Here is a 20,278-nt window from a genome sequence, read left to right on the forward strand (position 1 = left end):
ATTAAAAAGTATGTTGGTCTGATACGTAGCGCAACAGGCAATTTTGCGTTTGGCATCAGTCTCAAACCGGCTCCTGACAGAGCCGGTTTTGGTTTTCTGTCTTAACGCACCATGCACGGACGCTTGTTATCGAACGTCCAGCCAGGAATCAGATACTGCATTCCCATTGCATCGTCACGCGCGCCAAGCCCGTGTTTCTGATACAGCTCGTGGGCTTTCATCACCTGATCCATATCGATTTCTACGCCCAATCCTGGTTTTTGCGGCACCTGTACCAGCCCGCCTTTGATCTCAAACGGTTCTTTGGTCAGACGCTGATTGCCTTCCTGCCAGATCCAGTGCGTATCAATAGCAGTAATTTTACCCGGTGCAGCAGCGGCTACATGGGTAAACATCGCCAAGGAAATATCGAAGTGGTTGTTAGAGTGTGAACCCCAGGTCAGGCCAAATTCATGGCACATTTGCGCCACACGTACCGAACCTTGCATCGTCCAGAAATGCGGATCCGCCAGCGGGATATCAACGGATTGTAACGAGAGCGTATGGCCCATCTGCCGCCAGTCGGTGGCTATCATATTGGTTGCAGTCGGCAGGCCAGTTGCGCGACGGAACTCTGCCATCACTTCACGCCCGGAGAAACCTTGCTCCGCACCACACGGATCTTCTGCATAAGCCAGCGAACCTTTCAGGTATTTACCAATTTTAATCGCTTCGTTCAGCAACCAGGCACCGTTAGGATCGAGGGTAATACGCGCCTGCGGGAAGCGTTTCGCCAGTGCCACGATAGATTCGGCTTCTTCTTCCCCGGCCAGTACACCGCCCTTCAGTTTGAAATCATTAAAGCCATATTTTTCATATGCTGCTTCCGCCAGGCGCACCACCGCATCCGGCGTCATCGCTTCTTCGTGACGCAGGCGATACCAGTCGCATGAGTCATCCGGCTGGCTTTGATACGGCAGCGGTGTAGCGTTGCGATTGCCGACAAAGAACAGATAACCGAGCATCTCGACTTCGCTACGCTGTTGACCATCGCCCAGCAACGACGCCACGTTAACCCCCAGATGCTGCCCCAGCAGATCCAGCATTGCCGCTTCAATTCCAGTCACCACATGAATCGTGGTACGCAGGTCAAAAGTCTGCAAACCACGCCCGCCAGCATCACGATCGGCAAACGTGTTACGCACCAGCGTCAGAACGTTTTTGTACTCGCCCAGCGTTTTACCCACCACCAGCGGAATCGCATCTTCCAGCGTTTTACGGATTTTCTCGCCGCCGGGAATTTCCCCTACGCCAGTGTGACCAGAATTATCTTTGATAATCACAATATTACGCGTGAAGAACGGTGCGTGTGCACCACTCAGATTCATCAGCATGCTGTCATGACCCGCCACCGGGATGACCTGCATTTCAGTAACAACAGGCGTCGTAAATTGAGAACTCATGTTTATGTCCTTATTCAGAATCAATGACGGCCGAAAACGGGATGTTTACGGTCAGAAATTCAGGAGCCGGGATGTTTGAAATCGGGGTTATCATCTTATTTTCCCGCGACAGGTTTCAGCTCGATACGCTTGATATCGCCCACCAGCACCAGGTAGCTCAGTACCGCGATTAAGGCATGAACCCCAACATAAATCAGCGCCCCATTAAACGAGCCAGTCGTGCCAACGATATAACCAATTGCGATTGGCGTGACGATGCCAGAAATGTTACCGAACATGTTGAACAGGCCACCGGAAAGACCGCTGATCTCTTTTGGCGCGGTATCTGCCATTACGGCCCAACCCAGCGCCCCGATGCCCTTACCGAAGAAGGCCAGCGCCATAAAGCCGATGATCATCCACTCAACGTTGACGTAGTTACAGAACACCATCACCATCGACAGCAGCATTCCCATCACGATCGGCGTTTTACGCGCAATGTTCAGCGAACCCGTGCGACGCATCAGCCAGTCAGAAATAATCCCACCCAGCACGCCGCCGATAAAACCGCAAACCGCCGGAACAGAAGCCACAAAGCCCGCTTTCAGAATTGACATCCCACGCGCCTGCACCAGATAAACCGGGAACCAGGTGATAAAGAAGTAAGTCATGGCGTTGATACAATACTGACCGATATAAACGCCGATCATCATCCGCGAACCTAGCAACTGTTTGATCTGCCCCCACTTCACGCTGAACGGCACTTTAACTTTGGTGTTTTGCTGATCCATATTGATCAGCGCCCCGCCCGCAGCAATGTAGTCCAGCTCTTTCTGATTTACGCCCGGATGTTGATTTGGCTCGTGGATGACTTTCAACCAAATAAAGCTGATGACAATGCCCAGACCGCCCATAAAGAAGAAAACGTGTGACCAGCCCACTTCATGAGTCAGCCAGCCCATAATCGGCGCGAAGATAACCGTTGCGAAGTATTGTGCGGAGTTAAAAATCGACACCGCCGTTCCCCTTTCCTGCGCAGGAAACCAGGCCGCTACAATGCGACTGTTGCCGGGGAAAGAGGGCGATTCAGCAAGCCCGACCAGGAAGCGCAGCGTAAACAGGGCAACGATAATGCCGAATCCACTAAAGATATCGACGAAGCCTTGCAGCAAGGTAAACATCGACCAGATAAAGATCGACCAGAAGTAGACGCGTTTTGAACCAAAGCGATCCAACAACCAGCCACCTGGGATCTGCCCTATTACATAAGCCCATGAGAAAGCAGAGAACACATACCCCATTCCCACGGGATCAAGGCCGATATCTTTGGCCATTTCTGAACCGGCGATAGAGAGCGTAGCGCGGTCGCCGTAGTTGAAGGATGTGACGATAAACAACATCACCACTATCCAGTAACGAGCATTCGTGCGTTTTTCAACACTGCTCGCAGCCTGACTTAAAGAACTCATTGTTGCACTCCTGAAAATTCGCGTTAGCCACGCTCACTCTGGACTGCAATACCGCCAGGAAATCAGAGGTGACGTAGGGTGTTTTTTGCCGTTTTTATAGGTCGTTCGCCGAATGCGGCGCGTGTTTATATCTGGCAATAGCAGTATAAAAAGCGCGCCATAGCGGCTCACCGTGCAACAACACAACATTAATGCGTTCAATGAGGCCCGATTTTGGCATTAGCCCTGGACGGTGGAATCAACTTCACGGAAATGAAAACAAGAACAAGAAAGGAAGGGTTATAACGGAGAAATAAAGAAGAGTATGAAATGGATCGCTTGACTCCAGGCAAACGCCAGTAAAAAACCGTCACATTTGCAAGTTTTTACTGGCATTTGCCTGAAAGGATTCGATTCAGTTTGCTTAAAACGGCAATTTGTCAGGACAACAGCGTGCCCCAATGTTCGACCCACGGGTTTGATTCCGTTTCCGGTTCCGGGTTCTCACTGGCGTCAATCAGCAGCATTTCCCCTATCCGCTGCGCACTCTGTTCCTGCAACAAGGCATCGAACTGTTTGCCGCCGTTGCAGAAATTCACATAGCTACTGTCGCCGAGCGCAATTACGCCATAACGAAGATTCGGCTGAAAACCAAGGCTATCTTTGATTCCCTGAAAAAGCGGCACAATGCTGTCAGGCAGGTCGCCTTGCCCGGTCGTGGACGTAACCACCAGAACGAACTTGTCCTGATAGAGCAGCCAGTCGCTTAATTCTGGATCTTCAAACACCGTGGCTTTGTGCCCCTGCGCAGTCAGAATTGCTTCCGCTTCCTCCGCCACTAACAGTGAATTTCCGTACATGGTGCCCACAAAAATACCAATTTCCGCCATACCGTTTTCTCCCTGGATTAGGAACTTATCTCACCATCCTGACCTGATGGCGCACTGAACTCAACCCTTTCATTTTCAGGAAGCAGACCACGCCAGCCAAATTGTGATAACGCCTGCATCCAGGTGTCGTCCAGACCCGCGTGAATAGTCAGCGGTTCGCCGGTGAACGGATGCGTCAATGATAACTGGCTGGCATGTAGCATTAACCGCTGGAGGCCAAAATGTTCAGCCCCACTGCGATTCTGGCGTAAATCGCCATGTTTGCTGTCGCCAATAATTGGATGACGCAAATGGGCAAGATGCCGGCGGAGCTGGTGTTTGCGTCCGGTTTTCGGCTCCAGTTCCACCAGGCCGTAGCGCGTGGTCGGGTAACGTCCGGTTGCGACTGGCATTTCCACCGTCGCCAGACCGCGATAATGCGTCACCGCTGGCTGTGGCCCTTTATCTTCACGGGCAAATTTATCAGCGATTTTGTCCAGTTCTTCCACCAGTGGATAATCCAGCACCGCTTCTTCCATTAGCCAGCCACGAACTATCGCATGGTAACGTTTCTGGATTTGATGCTGTTCAAACTGTTGTGCCAGCAGCCGTCCAGCTTCGCTGGACAGTCCCATCAGCAATACGCCGGAAGTAGGTCTGTCCAGGCGATGCGCGGTAAACACGTGCTGGCCTATCTGGTCACGCACGGTTTGCATGACCACCACTTTCTCATCGCGATCCAGCCAGCTACGGTGGACCAGCCAGCCGGACGGTTTATTTACCGCAACCAGCCATTCATCCTGGTAGAGTATTTCCAGCATCAGTTTGCGTCATCCGCAAAAAGGGCATCCAGCTTTTCCAGTTCCGCCAGAATAAGCGTGCGTTGCGGGTGATCCGTCGCCAGCGCCATTTCATAGTACGGCGCCACGGCAAATGCCCCCGGTAATGGCTGGTTGTTATCTAATAAATCGTGCATTCGTGGGATAAGCACCCACTGCAACCACTCCAGTGGTTCCATGGTGTCCATAAAGAACGGTTGGGTACTGTTGAATTGATGCGGCTGGGGCTCATCGTTTCGCCAGTGCTGATGTTCACGCAGTAACGATTCAAGCGCCTGCAACTGAAGACGAACGCGGTCATGAGTGGTCATAAAGCAACCTCAATAAGAAAAAACTGCCGCGAAGGATAGCAGGAATAAAAAAAGGGAGCACTGTATTCACAGTGCTCCCGGTTCGTTTCGCAGCAATCCAGCTACTTTTGTTGCTCCCTGCTCATCCTTGACAACTTTTCCTCTGGTCTTGCGACCAATTGTTCATCCTGAACTATTGCTTCCTGCTCACACCACCCCGATGTGATACTTCATCCTGAAGTGTCCCTGGCCTTCCTGACCCACCGAATCATCCTGACCGGTTCTCATTCTCCATCCTGGAGGTGTCCTTTAACGCATCCAGCGTTTTCCTCTTCGCTTCATCCAGAAGCCTTTCCCTGAAACACCGTCCTGGCGTGTCCTTCAGAAGTGTCATCATCCTGATGTTCACTTCGTTGTCTGACTCCCTGTCGACGAAGATAGAATCGTCTTTTTCGCTGAGTCTTACAAGGCGCTTACAGACAAAGCCTTAAGGATAATTTCATATGAAAGTTAAGAAATTTCATATAATCCATTGATTATAAATAAAAATATCGATTCTTATCTGTTTGAGTATTCGCTTATTTCCTGGCGATCTCCTACAGGGTCTGTAAGAGATCTCTCACAACCAGACGGGGTATTTGGATTACAGAAGAGGCTTAAGTTGGTTAAGGAATTCCGCAAGATTTGAGGCTAAATGCGTCCGTTTACGCGTTCCCAGCGTCTCTTTGCATACTTCACCAGAGAGATTACACACCGAGATGACCTCTAACTCTTCTTCCAGTGTTGCGATAAATAGCGTGGGCGGCAGTTTTAACCGTTTCTGAGTCACCAGATGACCAATCAGATTTTCCTGCACCCGGCAGAAGTCGTCTTCGCTCCAGGTTTGCAGTAATGTCAGTTTGATATCGCCAAACTGCGCATGCATATCCCCGGCAAACTGGGTTGTATAGAAGGTATGAATTGTGGGTTGTATCACAATATCAAACGCCCGTTCAACCGCGTTTACATTTTGTTCACCGGTAAACGGCTGGGGTTGCCAGTATACGGCGTCATCGGTGGTTGAAATAATGCATGGTGAAGGCACGCCATACAGCTCCTCACTTAACGGCCAGCTTTTATGCTCTTCATGCCACGCATCGCAGTAGCGTGCAGTAAAATCTTTCAGGGCATGTGCGGTCAAATCGTCCACTAATTTCTCTCTTCACTTAAACCAGATACACTTGTCGTTTAGTTTATCTGGTTTATGACGGTGAAACATGTCTTCTTATACAAACCATCAGGCACTTGCGGGCCTGACTCTCGGAAAATCAACCGATTACCGGGATACCTATGACGCCAGCCTGCTGCAAGGCGTTCCGCGTAGTCTGAATCGCGATCCTCTGGGCCTGAAAGCGGATAACCTGCCTTTTCACGGCGCGGATATCTGGACGCTGTATGAGCTTTCCTGGCTGAATGCCAAAGGTTTGCCACAGGTCGCTGTCGGTCATGTTGAACTTGATTACACCAGCGTAAATCTGATTGAGTCGAAGAGTTTTAAGCTCTATCTCAATAGCTTTAACCAGACGCGTTTTAATAACTGGGAGGAGGTGCGCCAGACGCTGGAGCGCGATTTAAGCACCTGTGCCCAGGGTAAGGTTAGCGTGGCCTTATATCGTCTTGATGAACTGGAAGGCCAGCCGGTGGGACATTTCAATGGCACCTGCATTGATGAACAGGATATCGCTATCGATAACTATGAATTTACCACTGACTATCTTGAGAATGCCGCCAGCGGTGAAAAAGTGGTGGAAGAGACGCTAGTCAGCCATTTGCTGAAGTCAAACTGTCTGATCACCCATCAGCCAGACTGGGGGTCAATCCAAATTCAGTACCGTGGACACAAAATTGACAGGGAAAAACTGCTGCGCTATCTGGTTTCTTTCCGTCATCACAACGAGTTCCATGAGCAATGCGTAGAGCGTATTTTTAATGACCTGCTACGCTTCTGCCAGCCAGAGAAATTAAGCGTCTATGCGCGTTATACCCGTCGTGGCGGCCTGGACATTAACCCCTGGCGTAGCAATAGCGACTTTGTCCCATCGACGACCCGACTGGTACGACAATAAATTTTTTCTCATTTTTGCGTACTGGATTCACGCATAGAGTTGTGAAAGGCCATCAGGCAGGGCTATTGTAATCAAAGGGAATGACGATATTCGTCCCATAAGGAGTTTTTCTTGATTACACATATTAGCCCGCTTGGCTCCATGGATATGTTGTCGCAGCTGGAAGTGGATATGCTTAAACGCACCGCCAGCAGCGACCTCTATCAACTGTTTCGCAACTGTTCACTTGCTGTTCTGAACTCCGGTAGTTTGACCGATAACAGCAAAGAATTGCTGTCTCGTTTTGAAAGTTTTGACATTAACGTGCTGCGCCGTGAACGTGGCGTTAAGTTAGAACTGATCAATCCCCCGGAAGACGCTTTTGTCGATGGGCGCATTATTCGCGCCTTGCAGGCCAACTTGTTCGCTGTTCTGCGCGACATTCTCTTCGTCTATGGGCAAATCCATAACACCGTTCGTTTTCCCAACCTGAATCTCGACAACTCTGTCCACATTACTAATCTGGTCTTTTCTATATTGCGTAATGCTCGCGCACTGCATGTCGGCGAAGCGCCAAATATGGTTGTGTGCTGGGGCGGTCACTCAATCAACGAAAACGAGTATTTATATGCCCGTCGCGTCGGAAATCAGCTGGGTCTGCGTGAGTTAAATATCTGCACCGGTTGTGGTCCAGGAGCGATGGAAGCGCCGATGAAAGGCGCAGCAGTGGGTCACGCTCAGCAGCGTTACAAAGACAGCCGTTTTATTGGTATGACAGAGCCGTCGATTATCGCTGCTGAACCGCCTAACCCGCTGGTCAACGAATTGATCATCATGCCGGATATCGAAAAACGTCTGGAAGCGTTTGTGCGTATCGCTCACGGCATCATTATCTTCCCTGGCGGTGTGGGTACGGCAGAAGAGTTGCTCTATTTGCTGGGAATTTTGATGAATCCGGCAAATAAAGATCAGGTCTTACCGCTGATCCTTACCGGTCCGAAAGAGAGCGCCGATTACTTCCGCGTACTGGACGAGTTTGTCGTGCATACGCTGGGAGAAAACGCGCGCCGCCATTACCGCATCATCATTGATGACGCTGCTGAAGTCGCTCGTCAGATGAAAAAATCGATGCCGCTGGTGAAAGAAAATCGCCGTGACACCGGTGATGCTTACAGCTTTAACTGGTCAATGCGCATTGCGCCAGATCTGCAAATGCCGTTTGAGCCGTCTCACGAGAACATGGCTAATCTGAAACTGTACCCGGATCAACCCGTTGAAGTGCTGGCTGCTGACCTGCGTCGTGCGTTCTCCGGTATTGTGGCGGGTAACGTAAAAGAAGTCGGTATTCGCGCCATTGAAGAGTTTGGGCCTTATAAAATCAACGGCGATAAAGAGATAATGCGTCGTATGGACGACCTGCTTCAGGGGTTTGTCGCCCAGCACCGTATGAAGTTGCCTGGCTCAGCCTACATCCCTTGCTACGAAATCTGCACCTAATCTCCCCTCCCCCGGTAACGTTTGTTGCCGGGTTTTTCTCTTATTTGGTCACTCACTCACCAATCCATTTCATTTGTTATCTGAATGTTTCAACGCATCATAAGACACTTAATATCACCAATATTAATATGTCATACAATTTATATTGCCACGCAAACGTTTACCTGCTTTCATAAACCGCATTTTATTACTGTGAAAAAGAAATTCTTATCATGATTAACTAAAAGTATTGATTTTTTCAGTTCAACCTACATATATTGCGCGCCCCGGAAGAAACCAGATATCGTTTAGTGGGAAAATATTGCCCTTAAATTCTCTTTTACTTTTGATTTACAGAGTAAAGAGTTGGGATTATCTATCTTCTAAGTAGATTATTGTATTTGAGATCAAGATCACTGATAGATGCATAACTTGTGTGTATCTTTCCGCCCTCAAATTATTACGGCGGAAAATGATTAAGCCATCGCCGATAGACAGATTTCATTTTTACGGCCAGGCACCTTCCCGGGCTGAACTGGCTAAAAGCTGAATTATTTGCATTCCTCCAGGAGAAATAGATGGAAACGACTCAAACCAGCACGATTGCGTCGAAAGACTCTCGCAGTGCCTGGCGCAAGACAGACACCATGTGGATGCTGGGCCTCTACGGCACGGCAATCGGCGCGGGTGTACTGTTCCTGCCAATCAACGCCGGTGTTGGCGGTATGATCCCGCTGATCATCATGGCCATCCTTGCGTTCCCGATGACGTTTTTTGCTCACCGTGGCCTGACTCGCTTCGTACTGTCTGGTAAAAACCCAGGCGAAGACATCACTGAGGTAGTAGAAGAACACTTTGGTATTGGTGCAGGTAAACTGATTACTCTGCTGTACTTTTTCGCTATCTACCCGATCCTGCTGGTTTATAGCGTGGCAATCACCAACACGGTTGAAAGCTTCATGTCTCACCAGCTGGGTATGACGCCGCCGCCGCGTGCGATTCTGTCCCTGATCCTGATCGTGGGTATGATGACCATCGTTCGCTTCGGTGAGCAGATGATCGTTAAGGCGATGAGTATTCTGGTATTCCCGTTTGTTGGCGTACTGATGCTGCTGGCTCTGTACCTGATCCCGCAGTGGAACGGCGCAGCTCTGGAAACGCTGTCTCTGGACACTGCATCTGCAACCGGAAACGGTCTGTGGATGACCCTGTGGCTGGCGATTCCGGTAATGGTATTCTCGTTCAACCACTCTCCGATCATCTCTTCTTTCGCCGTTGCGAAGCGTGAAGAGTACGGCGATATGGCAGAACAGAAATGCTCGAAGATCCTGGCATTCGCTCACATCATGATGGTGCTGACCGTAATGTTCTTCGTCTTCAGCTGCGTACTGAGCCTGACTCCGGCAGACCTGGCTGCGGCTAAAGAGCAGAACATCTCGATTCTGTCTTACCTGGCGAACCACTTTAACGCGCCGATCATCGCGTGGATGGCTCCGATTATCGCGATTATCGCTATCACCAAATCCTTCCTCGGCCACTACCTGGGTGCGCGTGAAGGCTTCAACGGTATGGTGATCAAATCTCTGCGTGGTAAAGGTAAGTCTATCGAAATCAACAAGCTGAACCGTATCACTGCACTGTTTATGCTGGTAACGACCTGGATTGTTGCTACGCTGAACCCAAGCATCCTGGGGATGATTGAAACCCTGGGCGGTCCAATCATCGCGATGCTCCTGTTCCTGATGCCGATGTACGCAATCCAGAAAGTACCGGCAATGCGTAAGTACAGCGGTCACATCAGCAACGTATTCGTTGTCGTGATGGGTCTGATTGCTATCTCCGCAATTTTCTACTCTCTGTTCAGCTAAATCCTTTCGCGCCGCTTTCGGGCGGCGCTTCCTCCGTTTTAACCCGATGAATTTCCTATGATTAGCGTATTCGATATTTTCAAAATCGGCATTGGTCCTTCCAGTTCCCATACCGTTGGACCAATGAAAGCGGGTAAACAATTTACCGACGATCTGATTGCCCGTAACCTGCTTAAAGACGTGACCCGCGTGGTGGTTGATGTCTACGGCTCGCTCTCTCTGACCGGTAAAGGCCACCACACTGATATCGCCATTATTATGGGGCTGGCGGGTAACCTGCCGGATACCGTTGATATCGATTCCATCCCTGGTTTTATTCAGGATGTGAATACTCATGGTCGCCTGATGCTGGCAAATGGTCAGCACGAAGTGGAGTTCCCGGTTGATCAGTGCATGAACTTCCATGCCGACAACCTTTCTCTGCATGAAAACGGTATGCGCATCACCGCGCTGGCGGGCGATAAAGTTGTTTACAGCCAGACTTACTACTCCATCGGCGGTGGCTTTATCGTTGATGAAGAACATTTTGGTCAGCAGGATAGCGCACCGGTTGAAGTTCCTTATCCGTACAGCTCAGCAGCCGATCTGCAAAAGCATTGTCAGGAAACCGGGCTGTCACTCTCTGGCCTGATGATGAAAAACGAACTGGCGCTGCACAGCAAAGAAGAGCTGGAACAGCACCTGGCGAACGTCTGGGAAGTGATGCGCGGCGGTATTGAGCGCGGTATTGCCACCGAAGGCGTGCTGCCAGGCAAACTGCGCGTTCCACGCCGTGCGGCGGCTCTGCGCCGGATGCTGGTCAGCCAGGACAAAAACACCACTGACCCGATGGCGGTTGTTGACTGGATCAACATGTTCGCTCTGGCGGTGAACGAAGAGAACGCTGCTGGTGGTCGCGTGGTGACTGCACCGACTAACGGCGCGTGCGGGATTATCCCGGCAGTGCTGGCGTACTACGACAAGTTTATCCGTGAAGTGAACGCTAACTCACTGGCTCGTTACCTGCTGGTGGCAAGCGCCATTGGTTCTCTTTATAAGATGAACGCCTCGATTTCTGGTGCCGAAGTCGGCTGCCAGGGCGAAGTTGGCGTAGCGTGCTCTATGGCAGCGGCGGGTCTGGCAGAACTGTTAGGCGCAAGCCCGGCACAGGTATGCATCGCGGCAGAAATCGCAATGGAGCATAACCTCGGCCTGACGTGTGACCCGGTTGCCGGACAGGTACAGGTGCCGTGCATTGAGCGTAATGCCATTGCGGCAGTGAAAGCGGTGAACGCCGCGCGTATGGCGCTGCGCCGTACCAGCGAGCCGCGCGTCTGCCTCGATAAAGTTATCGAAACCATGTACGAAACAGGTAAAGATATGAACGCCAAGTACCGTGAAACTTCTCGCGGCGGCCTGGCAATGAAGATTGTTGCCTGCGATTAATCTCTCTCCAGAGGCCTCGTTTGGCGAGGCCTCACATTGTTGAGAATGTGCCTGTTGTTTATGTCGGATGCGGCGCAAACGCCTTACCCGACCTACAAAACAGCGAAAATTCAATAGATTGTGATTCTTTTGTAGGCATGATAAGCGTAGCGCATCAGGCAATTTGGCGTTGTCATCAATATCAGACCTCATTTTGCGAGCTCTCTTCCCGATTTCTCATCCAGCCGTAGCCTGTTCCGACATCGAATGTTACCCTTATCGCCTGATCTTTAAGGGGGTTATCGTGGCTGTTCATTTGCTTATTGTCGATGCACTGAATCTTATTCGTCGCATTCATGCCGTTCAGGGCTCGCCCTGCGTGGAGACCTGCCAGCACGCGCTCGATCAGCTCATTATGCACAGCCAGCCAACCCACGCCGTCGCCGTTTTTGATGATGAAAACCGCAGTAGCGGCTGGCGTCATCAGCGTTTACCGGATTACAAAGCCGGTCGTCCGCCAATGCCGGAAGAGTTGCACAACGAAATGCCTGCGTTACGCGCAGCCTTTGAACAACGCGGTGTCCGATGCTGGTCAGCCAGCGGCAACGAAGCAGATGACTTAGCCGCCACGCTGGCAGTAAAAGTGACCCAGGCCGGGCATCAGGCAACCATTGTTTCGACAGATAAAGGCTACTGTCAGCTCCTTTCACCTGCACTGCGTATTCGTGATTACTTTCAGAAACGTTGGCTTGATGCGCCGTTTATCGATAAAGAATTTGGCGTTCAACCTCAGCAATTACCCGATTATTGGGGGCTGGCGGGGATCAGCAGCTCAAAGGTGCCGGGTGTTGCGGGGATTGGGCCAAAAAGCGCCACGCAGTTACTCGTCGAGTTTCAGAGTCTGGAAGGGATATATGAAAATATCGACGCGGTTGCCGAAAAGTGGCGCAAGAAACTGGAAGAACATAAAGAGATGGCGTTTCTGTGTCGCGATATTGCCCGCTTACAAACCGACTTGCATATCGACGGCAATTTACAGCAATTGCGGTTGGTACGATAACAGCGTGCCGAATACTACCGATTAACACCTCATTGAATTAAATGCACTTGTAGGCCGGATAAGACGCGGCTAGCGTCGCATCCGGCATTATCACATCAGCGCATTTACCAGGCGGTATGGTAAAGCTCGACAATATCCTCAAGCGTTGCTTCACGGGGGTTGCCACCGATACAGACATCGGATGCCAGACCGGAGTCAATGCCCCTGCCAACTCACTTACCGTTCGTCGCGACGACCACCCACCGCAGCCCAGATACGACGGACATGCACCGTCACTTCTTCGCGATCGTGATACAACTGCCGCGCCTGAATCTGGGCGTTAATACCATGTTCATCAAGCTGTGCCTGAACGTACGCCAGATTGTGTGACACTTCTTCGTAGCGTTTTTTCATCGGTAGCTTAAGGTTGAAGATAGTTTCACGACACCAGCCATTAACCAGCCACTGTGCCATCAGTGCCGCAACTTTCGCTGGTTTTTCAACCATATCGCATACCATCCATGAGATGTTACTACGTGTTGGGCGGAATTTGAAACCATCTTCCCGCAGCCACGTCACCTGTCCGGTATCCATCAGACTTTGCGCCATCGGGCCGTTATCGACGGAGTATACCCACATGTTGCGCTTCACCAGTTGGTAGGTCCAGCCGCCTGGACAAGCACCCAAATCTACCGCCCACATTCCATTTGCCAGGCGTTCATCCCACTCATCCGCAGGAATAAACACATGAAATGCCTCTTCCAGTTTGAGCGTGGAACGGCTTGGCGCATCCGCCGGAAACTTCAGGCGTGGAATCCCCATATAGAACGGCGAATTATTATTGCTGTAGGAGTAGCCGGTATAGCAGCAGCCTGGTGCAATAAAGAATACATGCACAACCGGACGCTTCGGCGTTTCATAGTTCGCCAGCACACCCGCATCGCGCAAGGCAGCGCGTAGCGGCACGGTGAATTTACGGCAGAATTTCAGCAACTCTTTGCTTTCGTTGGTATCGGCAACTTCAACACGCAGTTCACCGCCCTTCTCTACTACACCCTGTAACATGCCGACAATGGGGGTAATTCGATCTTCTGGCGGCAAATGCTGCAGGAGTTCCCCCACCACAAACCACTGGCGAGCAAAAATTAATGAACTGAACGGCAGTTCGCGGATTAACTTATCGCCATCATCCGGTTGATAACATTCATAGATGACATAACCCGCATTGTCTTTAACGCGGGCAAAACCGAATATTTCCCGCTGACCGGCTTTATCGGTAATTTCCGCAGCACACTCTTTTTCAAAGCCAGGACGGCACAACAATACAACCTTATTCATGATTTACGCCCTTGCGCTTTAAACGGATAGCTCCGACTAACATTAACGCCCAGCCCGCGAGGAAGCTCACGCCGCCAACCGGTGTGACAAACGCCCACAAACGCAGATGGGACAGCGCCAGGCAATAAAGGCTGCCGCTGAACAGCACCGTGCCTAACGCGAGGAAAACGCTACTCCAGTAAAACCAGATACTGATGCGACGCTGCATCGCCACCGCCAGACCTAAAATCGCCAGCGTATGGAACGCCTGGTATTCGAGGCCGGTCTGGATCCAGCCCATCTCAACGGCTCCCATGGTTTTACTTAACACATGCGCGCCAAAAGCGCCGAGAGCCACAAAAATGAAGCCGCTAATGGCGGCGAAAATCAGCATAAAACGGCTGGTCATGGTCGTACCCTACGTAAATTATTGTTCATAACGAAAGCGGAATTTTTCTTGTTCAGCAGCGGCTTTCGCCAGGATCCATTGGCGAAAGGCGGCTATTTTACCCAGTTCTGCCTGGCTGTCATGACATACCAGATAAAAAGCATTTTTACTGACCAGAACATCATTAAACGGGCAGACAAGGCGTCCGGCCTCGATTTCCGATTGCGCCATCACATTATTCGCCAATGCGACTCCCTGCCCGTGGATAGCCGCTTGCAGCACCATCGCGCTGTGACTGAAGATCGGCCCTTGTTGAACGTTGATATGATTTAACCCCAACTGGCGAGTATATGTCTGCCAGTCACGCCGGGACGCATCGTGTAATAACGTATGTTTAGCCAGATCTTCTGGCGTCTTCAAGGGTTTTTCGCCGGTTAACAGTAGCGGAGAACACACCGGCAACAAATATTCGGCATAAAGTTTTTCGACCCGCAGCCCCGGCCAGTTGCCCCGACCATAAAATATCGCCACATCAACATCATCCGCCAGTTTATCTTCCTGGCGATCGACCGCCTGGATTCGAACGTCGATTCCCGGATAAGCTGAATTAAAGCTGGAAAGTCGCGGCACCAGCCAGTGGATGGCAAAACTGGGGAGTAAACTGACCGTCAACGCCCCCTTGGCGCTACGAGCCTGGAGTTTACGCGTCGCTTCGGTTAATTGCGAAAATATCTCTTTGATATCGAGGAAATAGCTTTGCCCTTCCTCGGTCAGCAGGAGTGAACGATTACGGCGACGGAACAGTTTCAGTCCCAAAAAATCCTCAAGTGACTTGATTTGATGACTTACTGCGGCCTGGGTCACAAAAAGCTCTTCTGCTGCGCGCGTGAAGCTTAAATGGCGTGCGGCGGCATCAAAAACTCGTAAGGCATTTAGCGGTGGTAATCGTTTTGACATGGCTTTTAAACTTTGATGTTAAATGAATTTAACAATTAGATCACACTATGTAACCTATTAGTTTTTTTTATCTGAGCCATTATAAATTGTCCGTTGAGCTTCTACCAGCAAATACCTATAGTGGCGGCACTTCCTGAGCCGGAACGAAAAGTTTTATCGGAATGCGTGTTCTGGTGAACTTTTGGCTTACGGTTGTGATGTTGTGTTGTTGTGTTTGCAATTGGTCTGCGATTCAGACCATGGTAGCTAAGCTACCTTTTTTCACTTCCTGTACATTTACCCTGTCTGTCCATAGTGATTAATGTAGCACCGCCTAATTGCGGTGCTTTTTTTTACCTTGCGATCGCGAATTACTGATCCAGCTCGACCATCTCTTTCACGTCGGTACGGTTGATCTGCTGTTTGTTGCCATTAGCGTCTTTATACGAAATCATACCGGTTTCATTATCAGTTTGTGGTTTACCGTCAGAGACGATGGTACGTCCGTCATTGGTGTGCATCACATAGTTCGAACCGGAACAGGCGCTCAGGGCAAAAGTCAGCATACAGGCAGAGATAATTGCGGCAGTCTTTTTCATCTTCTTCTCCTTAAAGCGATTAATAAATCTTAATAGTATTGATTAACAGGCTAAAATTAACGCCTAACACTATTCAGCATATGTTACTGACGCGGCTTCGCCAGGATATCCAGATAATTCCGATGGTTAGCACTCTCCTTGTATCAAAGTGAATTTTGCGTCACGATCGGTGAATCAAGCCGAGGAGTACCATGAACGTTTTTAATCCCGCGCAGTTCCGTGCGCAGTTTCCCGCATTACAGGATGCGGGCGTCTATCTCGACAGTGCCGCAACCGCGCTCAAGCCCGAAGCCGTGGTTGAGGCTACCCGACAGTTCTATAGCCTTAGCGCCGGAAACGTCCATCGCAGCCAGTTTGCCGAAGCCCAACGTCTGACCGCACGTTATGAGGCTGCGCGGGAGAAAGTGGCGCAATTGCTCAATGCTCCAGATGACAAAACCATTGTCTGGACGCGCGGCACCACCGAATCCATCAACATGGTGGCGCAATGCTATGCGCGTCCGCGTCTGCAACCGGGCGATGAAATTATTGTCAGCGTGGCAGAGCACCACGCCAACCTCGTCCCCTGGCTGATGGTCGCCCAACAAACTGGAGCCAAAGTGGTGAAGTTGCCGCTTAATGCGCAGCGGCTGCCAGATGTCGATTTGTTACCAGAGCTGATTACTCCCCGTAGCCGGATTCTGGCGTTGGGCCAGATGTCGAACGTCACTGGCGGCTGCCCGGATCTGGCGCGATCGATTACCTTTGCCCATTCAGCCGGGATGGTGGTGATGGTTGATGGTGCTCAGGGGGCGGTGCATTTCCCTGCAGATGTTCAGCAACTGGATATCGATTTCTACGCTTTTTCAGGTCACAAACTTTACGGCCCGACGGGTATCGGCGTGCTGTATGGCAAACCAGAACTGCTGGAAGCAATGTCGCCCTGGCTCGGCGGTGGCAAAATGATTCACGAAGTCAGTTTTGACGGCTTCACCACACAATCTGCCCCGTGGAAACTGGAAGCCGGAACGCCCAACGTCGCAGGCGTCATTGGGTTAAGCGCGGCGCTGGAATGGCTGGCAGATTATGATATTAACCAGGCAGAAAGCTGGAGTCGTAGCCTGGCGACGCTTGCAGAAGATTCGCTGGCAAAACGTCCAGGCTTTCGTTCATTCCGCTGCCAGGATTCCAGCCTGCTGGCCTTTGATTTCGCGGGGGTTCATCACAGCGATATGGTGACTTTGCTGGCAGAGTACGGTATTGCCCTGCGCGCCGGGCAGCATTGCGCTCAGCCGCTACTGGCAGAATTAGGCGTAACCGGCACACTGCGCGCCTCTTTTGCGCCATATAATACAAAGAGTGATGTGGATGCGCTGGTGAACGCCGTTGACCGCGCGCTGGAATTATTGGTGGATTAATGACAAACCCGCAATTCGCCGGACATCCGTTCGGCACAACCGTTACCGCAGAGACGTTACGCGATACTTTCGCGCCGTTGACGCAGTGGGAAGAGAAATATCGCCAGTTGATCATGCTGGGGAAACAGCTTCCGGCTTTACCTGATGAATTAAAAGCACAGGCCAAAGAGATTGCCGGATGCGAAAACCGCGTCTGGCTGGGGTATACCGTGGCTGAAAACGGCAAGATGCATTTCTTTGGCGACAGCGAAGGACGCATTGTGCGCGGTCTGCTGGCAGTGTTGTTGACCGCCGTGGAGGGCAAAACCGCCGCCGAGTTACAAACGCAGTCGCCGCTGGCGTTGTTTGATGAGCTGGGATTGCGTGCGCAACTTAGTGCCTCACGCAGTCAGGGGCTGAATGCGTTAAGCGAGGCGATTATCACAGCGGCGAAACAGGTTTAAGCACAAATCCAGGTCGGATAAGACGCTCGCGTCGCATCCGACATAATGGTTATTCCTTGCGCGCCGCTTTCGCCATCATCTTCTTCAGCGCATGAGAAACCGCAACAAAACCAAAGGTGGCGGTCACCATCGTTGCCGCACCAAATCCTGATGCGCAATCCATTCGCTTTGGTCCTTCCGCCGTGGCTTTCATCGCACAGACCGTACCGTCTGACTGCGGATATACCAACGCCTCGGTAGAAAACACGCAATCCACGCCGAGCTTACCTTTGCTGTTTTTCACCACGCCAAAATCGCTTTTCAGGCGCTCGCGCAGCTTCGCCGCCAGCGGGTCCTGAATAGTCTTCGCCAGGTCAGTAACCTGAATCTGCGTCGGATCAATCTGCCCGCCGGCCCCCCCCGTCGTTACCAATGGGATTTTATTGCGACGACAGTATGCGATTAGTGCCGCTTTGGGGCGCACACTGTCAATGGCATCAATAACATACGAATAACCGGCATTCATATATTGCGCTACGTTATCCGGCGTCACGAAATCGTCCACCACTGTCACCCGACACTCCGGGTTAATCTGGCGAATACGCTCCGCCATCACTTCCGCTTTTGCCAGCCCGACGTTATCACGCAGCGCGTGAATTTGCCGATTGGTATTGGTGACACACACATCATCCATATCGATAAGCGTTATTGCGCCAATCCCCGTGCGCGCCAGAGCTTCCGCTGCCCAGGAACCTACACCACCGATGCCGACCACACAGATATGTGCATCGGCAAATAGTTGCAAGGCTTTCTCACCATACAGACGCGCAGTGCCGCCAAAACGCTGACGCCAGGCATCACTAATTACCACAGACATAGCACCTCAGAATTAAAAAGGGTGAGGTTATCCCCCACCCTAAACGCATAAATGCCTGATGCGCTACGCTTATCGGGCCTACATAACTCCTGCAATATATTGAATTTGCATGATTTGTAGGCCTGATAAGGCGTTCACGCCGCATCCGGCATGAACAATGCGCACTTAGTCAACAATCAGGAGATGAGGTTATCCCTCACCCTGTCGTATCCGTCAAAACGGTATACAGAATATCACATCAGCCGCTAAAGACGTTACCTGCGCCCGGAGCCGTTTTCAGCACCCAGACACGTCCATAGTGGTTGTACCAACCTGCGCGGTGTCCGGCTTCCGGCCCGATCCCTTGATAGATATCGAAATGTTGGCCTTTGATTGCGCCACCGACATCCAGCGCCACCATCAGACGCAGTTCGTACTGACCGTTAAATTTACCGTTATTATCCAACAACGGTACTTCTGCCAGCAAGGTAGTGCCTGGCGGGATGAGCGAGCGATCGGAGGCAACAGAAGCACGACCAACCAGCGGCACAGCACTTGCTCCTTTCACCGGTGCAAAAGATTGCGGCTTAAAGAAGACGAAAGACGGATTCTGTTCCAGCAGTTCGCGAACTTCGGCTTCACTGTGCGTTTCCCCCCAGTGACGAATCGCCTGCATCGACATATCTTCTTTTTTCACTTCGCCACGATCGATCAGCACCTTACCAATACTGCGATAGGCATGACCGTTCTTTCCGGCATAGCTGAAGAAGTTAAGCGGACTGCCGTCGCCAAAATCGATATACCCGCTACCCTGTACATCCATAATGAAGTTATCCATCAGAGAGTTGCTGTAAGCGAGGATATATTTATCGCTCAGTGCCCCCGCGTAGATCTCCGCACGAGACGGCAGACGGCCGCGTTTTGGCGGCATACGGTAAATAGGATACTGGAACTCGCCCTGGCGGGTATGGCGCGCCTGAATTACCGGCGTGTAATAGCCTGTAAACTGCACGTTGCCATAGTTGTCCGCGCCTTCCATCTGCCAGGCGTCAATGCCGAACTGGCGCATATTGCGGGTATCACCGCCTGCGCGCAGCCACTCTTGCACCGCGTTATAAACATTACTCTGGTTGCCATACAGACGCGGTGACGAGTTACGAATATGGTTAATTTGCTCGGCAAAATCACCGGCGTTAATTGGTGCGCCAACGGCATCTGGCTGGTTCACCAGAGAGAAAGGCTGGGTAAATTTCCCGTCTTTATATTGCTGTCCGCGATCGGTTGGTTTGGAGGAGCAGGCGGCAAGCATCGCCACAACAGCGCCCATAAGAAGGTACTTTACCCAACGTCCTTTCATTGTTCTCTTCTTCAGGTTAAAAAATAAGGCACAACGAAGATAACAAACCGTCGCGTTTAATGAAATGAGCAGACTCTCCCTGACGCAAATTTTGCACAAAAAATAGGCGGTAGTGTTTTGTTTTTGTTCAAAATCATGCCAAATCCGTGATCCGGGTAAAAAAAAGGTTGCATGAAAACGCGAGCGGAGTATAGTGCGCATCCACGGACGCGGGGTGGAGCAGCCTGGTAGCTCGTCGGGCTCATAACCCGAAGGTCGTCGGTTCAAA

19 protein-coding genes and 1 pseudogene are annotated in these 20,278 nt (G+C 51.1%); 7 read left to right on the forward strand and 13 right to left on the reverse strand.

Translation table 11 applies throughout. From position 1 onward, the window contains the following. Positions 1-101 precede the first annotated feature (101 nt). The 6 genes from gudD to syd all read right to left on the reverse strand — a co-directional run bounded on the left by gudD (position 102) and on the right by syd (position 6,056). Positions 102-1,442, reverse strand: coding sequence for a glucarate dehydratase (gene gudD, locus A7098_RS11085; RefSeq protein WP_105280801.1), 1,341 nt, complete (start codon positions 1,440-1,442; stop codon positions 102-104). Positions 1,443-1,537: 95 nt separating this feature from the next. Continuing rightward, entirely contained in the window at positions 1,538-2,890 is a 1,353-nt protein-coding gene (gene gudP, locus A7098_RS11090; protein ID WP_105280802.1) for a galactarate/glucarate/glycerate transporter GudP, read from the reverse strand. A 419-nt stretch (positions 2,891-3,309) separates the two neighbouring features. Continuing rightward, a complete protein-coding gene (locus A7098_RS11095; protein WP_000807742.1) occupies positions 3,310-3,759 on the reverse strand; it encodes a flavodoxin in 450 nt (149 codons plus the stop codon). A 17-nt stretch (positions 3,760-3,776) separates the two neighbouring features. Then, positions 3,777-4,559 (reverse strand): tRNA pseudouridine(65) synthase TruC, encoded by a 783-nt coding sequence (truC, locus tag A7098_RS11100; protein WP_000890001.1) that lies wholly within the window; start codon positions 4,557-4,559, stop codon positions 3,777-3,779. Next, positions 4,559-4,888 (reverse strand): YqcC family protein, encoded by a 330-nt coding sequence (locus A7098_RS11105; RefSeq protein ID WP_000207002.1) that lies wholly within the window; start codon positions 4,886-4,888, stop codon positions 4,559-4,561. Before A7098_RS11105 ends, truC begins: the two co-directional genes overlap by 1 nt. A 622-nt stretch (positions 4,889-5,510) precedes the next feature. After that, positions 5,511-6,056 (reverse strand): SecY-interacting protein, encoded by a 546-nt coding sequence (gene syd, locus A7098_RS11110; RefSeq protein WP_105280803.1) that lies wholly within the window; start codon positions 6,054-6,056, stop codon positions 5,511-5,513. 67 nt (positions 6,057-6,123) lie between these two features. Here syd and queF point away from each other — a divergent pair, with 67 nt between their 5' ends. From queF to xni, 5 genes are all read left to right on the forward strand, one after another. After that, on the forward strand, positions 6,124-6,972 hold the full coding sequence (gene queF / locus A7098_RS11115; RefSeq protein ID WP_000100577.1) for an NADPH-dependent 7-cyano-7-deazaguanine reductase QueF: 849 nt from the start codon (positions 6,124-6,126) through the stop codon (positions 6,970-6,972). A gap of 111 nt (positions 6,973-7,083) precedes the next feature. Continuing rightward, positions 7,084-8,448: a nucleotide 5'-monophosphate nucleosidase PpnN gene (gene ppnN, locus A7098_RS11120; protein WP_000628011.1), complete on the forward strand. Its 1,365-nt coding sequence runs from the start codon at positions 7,084-7,086 to the stop codon at positions 8,446-8,448. Between the two features lie 557 nt (positions 8,449-9,005). Continuing rightward, the gene (gene sdaC, locus A7098_RS11125) at positions 9,006-10,295 is read left to right on the forward strand and encodes an HAAAP family serine/threonine permease SdaC (protein ID WP_097514558.1); all 1,290 of its coding nucleotides are present in this window, start codon (positions 9,006-9,008) and stop codon (positions 10,293-10,295) included. A 57-nt stretch (positions 10,296-10,352) separates the two neighbouring features. Then, complete coding sequence (gene sdaB, locus A7098_RS11130; RefSeq protein WP_000626400.1) at positions 10,353-11,720, forward strand: L-serine ammonia-lyase II; 1,368 nt, start codon at positions 10,353-10,355, stop codon at positions 11,718-11,720. Between the two features lie 283 nt (positions 11,721-12,003). After that, positions 12,004-12,759: a flap endonuclease Xni gene (gene xni / locus A7098_RS11135; RefSeq protein WP_024165228.1), complete on the forward strand. Its 756-nt coding sequence runs from the start codon at positions 12,004-12,006 to the stop codon at positions 12,757-12,759. 104 nt (positions 12,760-12,863) lie between these two features. Here xni and A7098_RS24220 read toward each other — a convergent pair. The 5 genes and pseudogenes from A7098_RS24220 to A7098_RS11155 form a co-directional block, all read right to left on the reverse strand. Then, positions 12,864-12,938 (reverse strand): annotated as a pseudogene (locus A7098_RS24220) (hypothetical protein); the annotation flags it as partial. 37 nt (positions 12,939-12,975) lie between these two features. Next, positions 12,976-14,076, reverse strand: a complete 1,101-nt coding sequence (rlmM, locus tag A7098_RS11140; RefSeq protein WP_105280804.1) for a 23S rRNA (cytidine(2498)-2'-O)-methyltransferase RlmM — start codon at positions 14,074-14,076, stop codon at positions 12,976-12,978. Further along, the gene (locus tag A7098_RS11145) at positions 14,069-14,464 is read right to left on the reverse strand and encodes a DUF423 domain-containing protein (protein ID WP_000203904.1); all 396 of its coding nucleotides are present in this window, start codon (positions 14,462-14,464) and stop codon (positions 14,069-14,071) included. The genes rlmM and A7098_RS11145 overlap by 8 nt, the downstream gene beginning before the upstream one ends. An 18-nt stretch (positions 14,465-14,482) precedes the next feature. Beyond that, complete coding sequence (gene gcvA, locus A7098_RS11150) at positions 14,483-15,400, reverse strand: glycine cleavage system transcriptional regulator GcvA (RefSeq protein WP_000044401.1); 918 nt, start codon at positions 15,398-15,400, stop codon at positions 14,483-14,485. Between the two features lie 350 nt (positions 15,401-15,750). Next, positions 15,751-15,978: a YgdI/YgdR family lipoprotein gene (locus A7098_RS11155; protein ID WP_000750399.1), complete on the reverse strand. Its 228-nt coding sequence runs from the start codon at positions 15,976-15,978 to the stop codon at positions 15,751-15,753. Positions 15,979-16,169: 191 nt separating this feature from the next. Between A7098_RS11155 and csdA the strand changes: the two genes are divergently transcribed. Further along, complete coding sequence (gene csdA / locus A7098_RS11160; protein WP_105280805.1) at positions 16,170-17,375, forward strand: cysteine desulfurase CsdA; 1,206 nt, start codon at positions 16,170-16,172, stop codon at positions 17,373-17,375. Beyond that, positions 17,375-17,818: a cysteine desulfurase sulfur acceptor subunit CsdE gene (gene csdE / locus A7098_RS11165; RefSeq protein WP_000184243.1), complete on the forward strand. Its 444-nt coding sequence runs from the start codon at positions 17,375-17,377 to the stop codon at positions 17,816-17,818. The genes csdA and csdE overlap by 1 nt, the downstream gene beginning before the upstream one ends. Positions 17,819-17,867: 49 nt before the next feature. Here the strand turns inward: csdE and tcdA are convergent, their stop codons facing one another. Both tcdA and mltA read right to left on the reverse strand, forming a co-directional pair. After that, the gene (gene tcdA, locus A7098_RS11170; RefSeq protein WP_000117715.1) at positions 17,868-18,674 is read right to left on the reverse strand and encodes a tRNA cyclic N6-threonylcarbamoyladenosine(37) synthase TcdA; all 807 of its coding nucleotides are present in this window, start codon (positions 18,672-18,674) and stop codon (positions 17,868-17,870) included. Positions 18,675-18,912: 238 nt separating this feature from the next. Beyond that, positions 18,913-20,010, reverse strand: a complete 1,098-nt coding sequence (gene mltA / locus A7098_RS11175) for a murein transglycosylase A (protein WP_000678631.1) — start codon at positions 20,008-20,010, stop codon at positions 18,913-18,915. Positions 20,011-20,278: the final 268 nt, after the last annotated feature.

The organism is Escherichia sp. MOD1-EC7011, assembly GCF_002965005.1.
Taxonomy (GTDB): domain Bacteria; phylum Pseudomonadota; class Gammaproteobacteria; order Enterobacterales; family Enterobacteriaceae; genus Escherichia; species Escherichia ruysiae.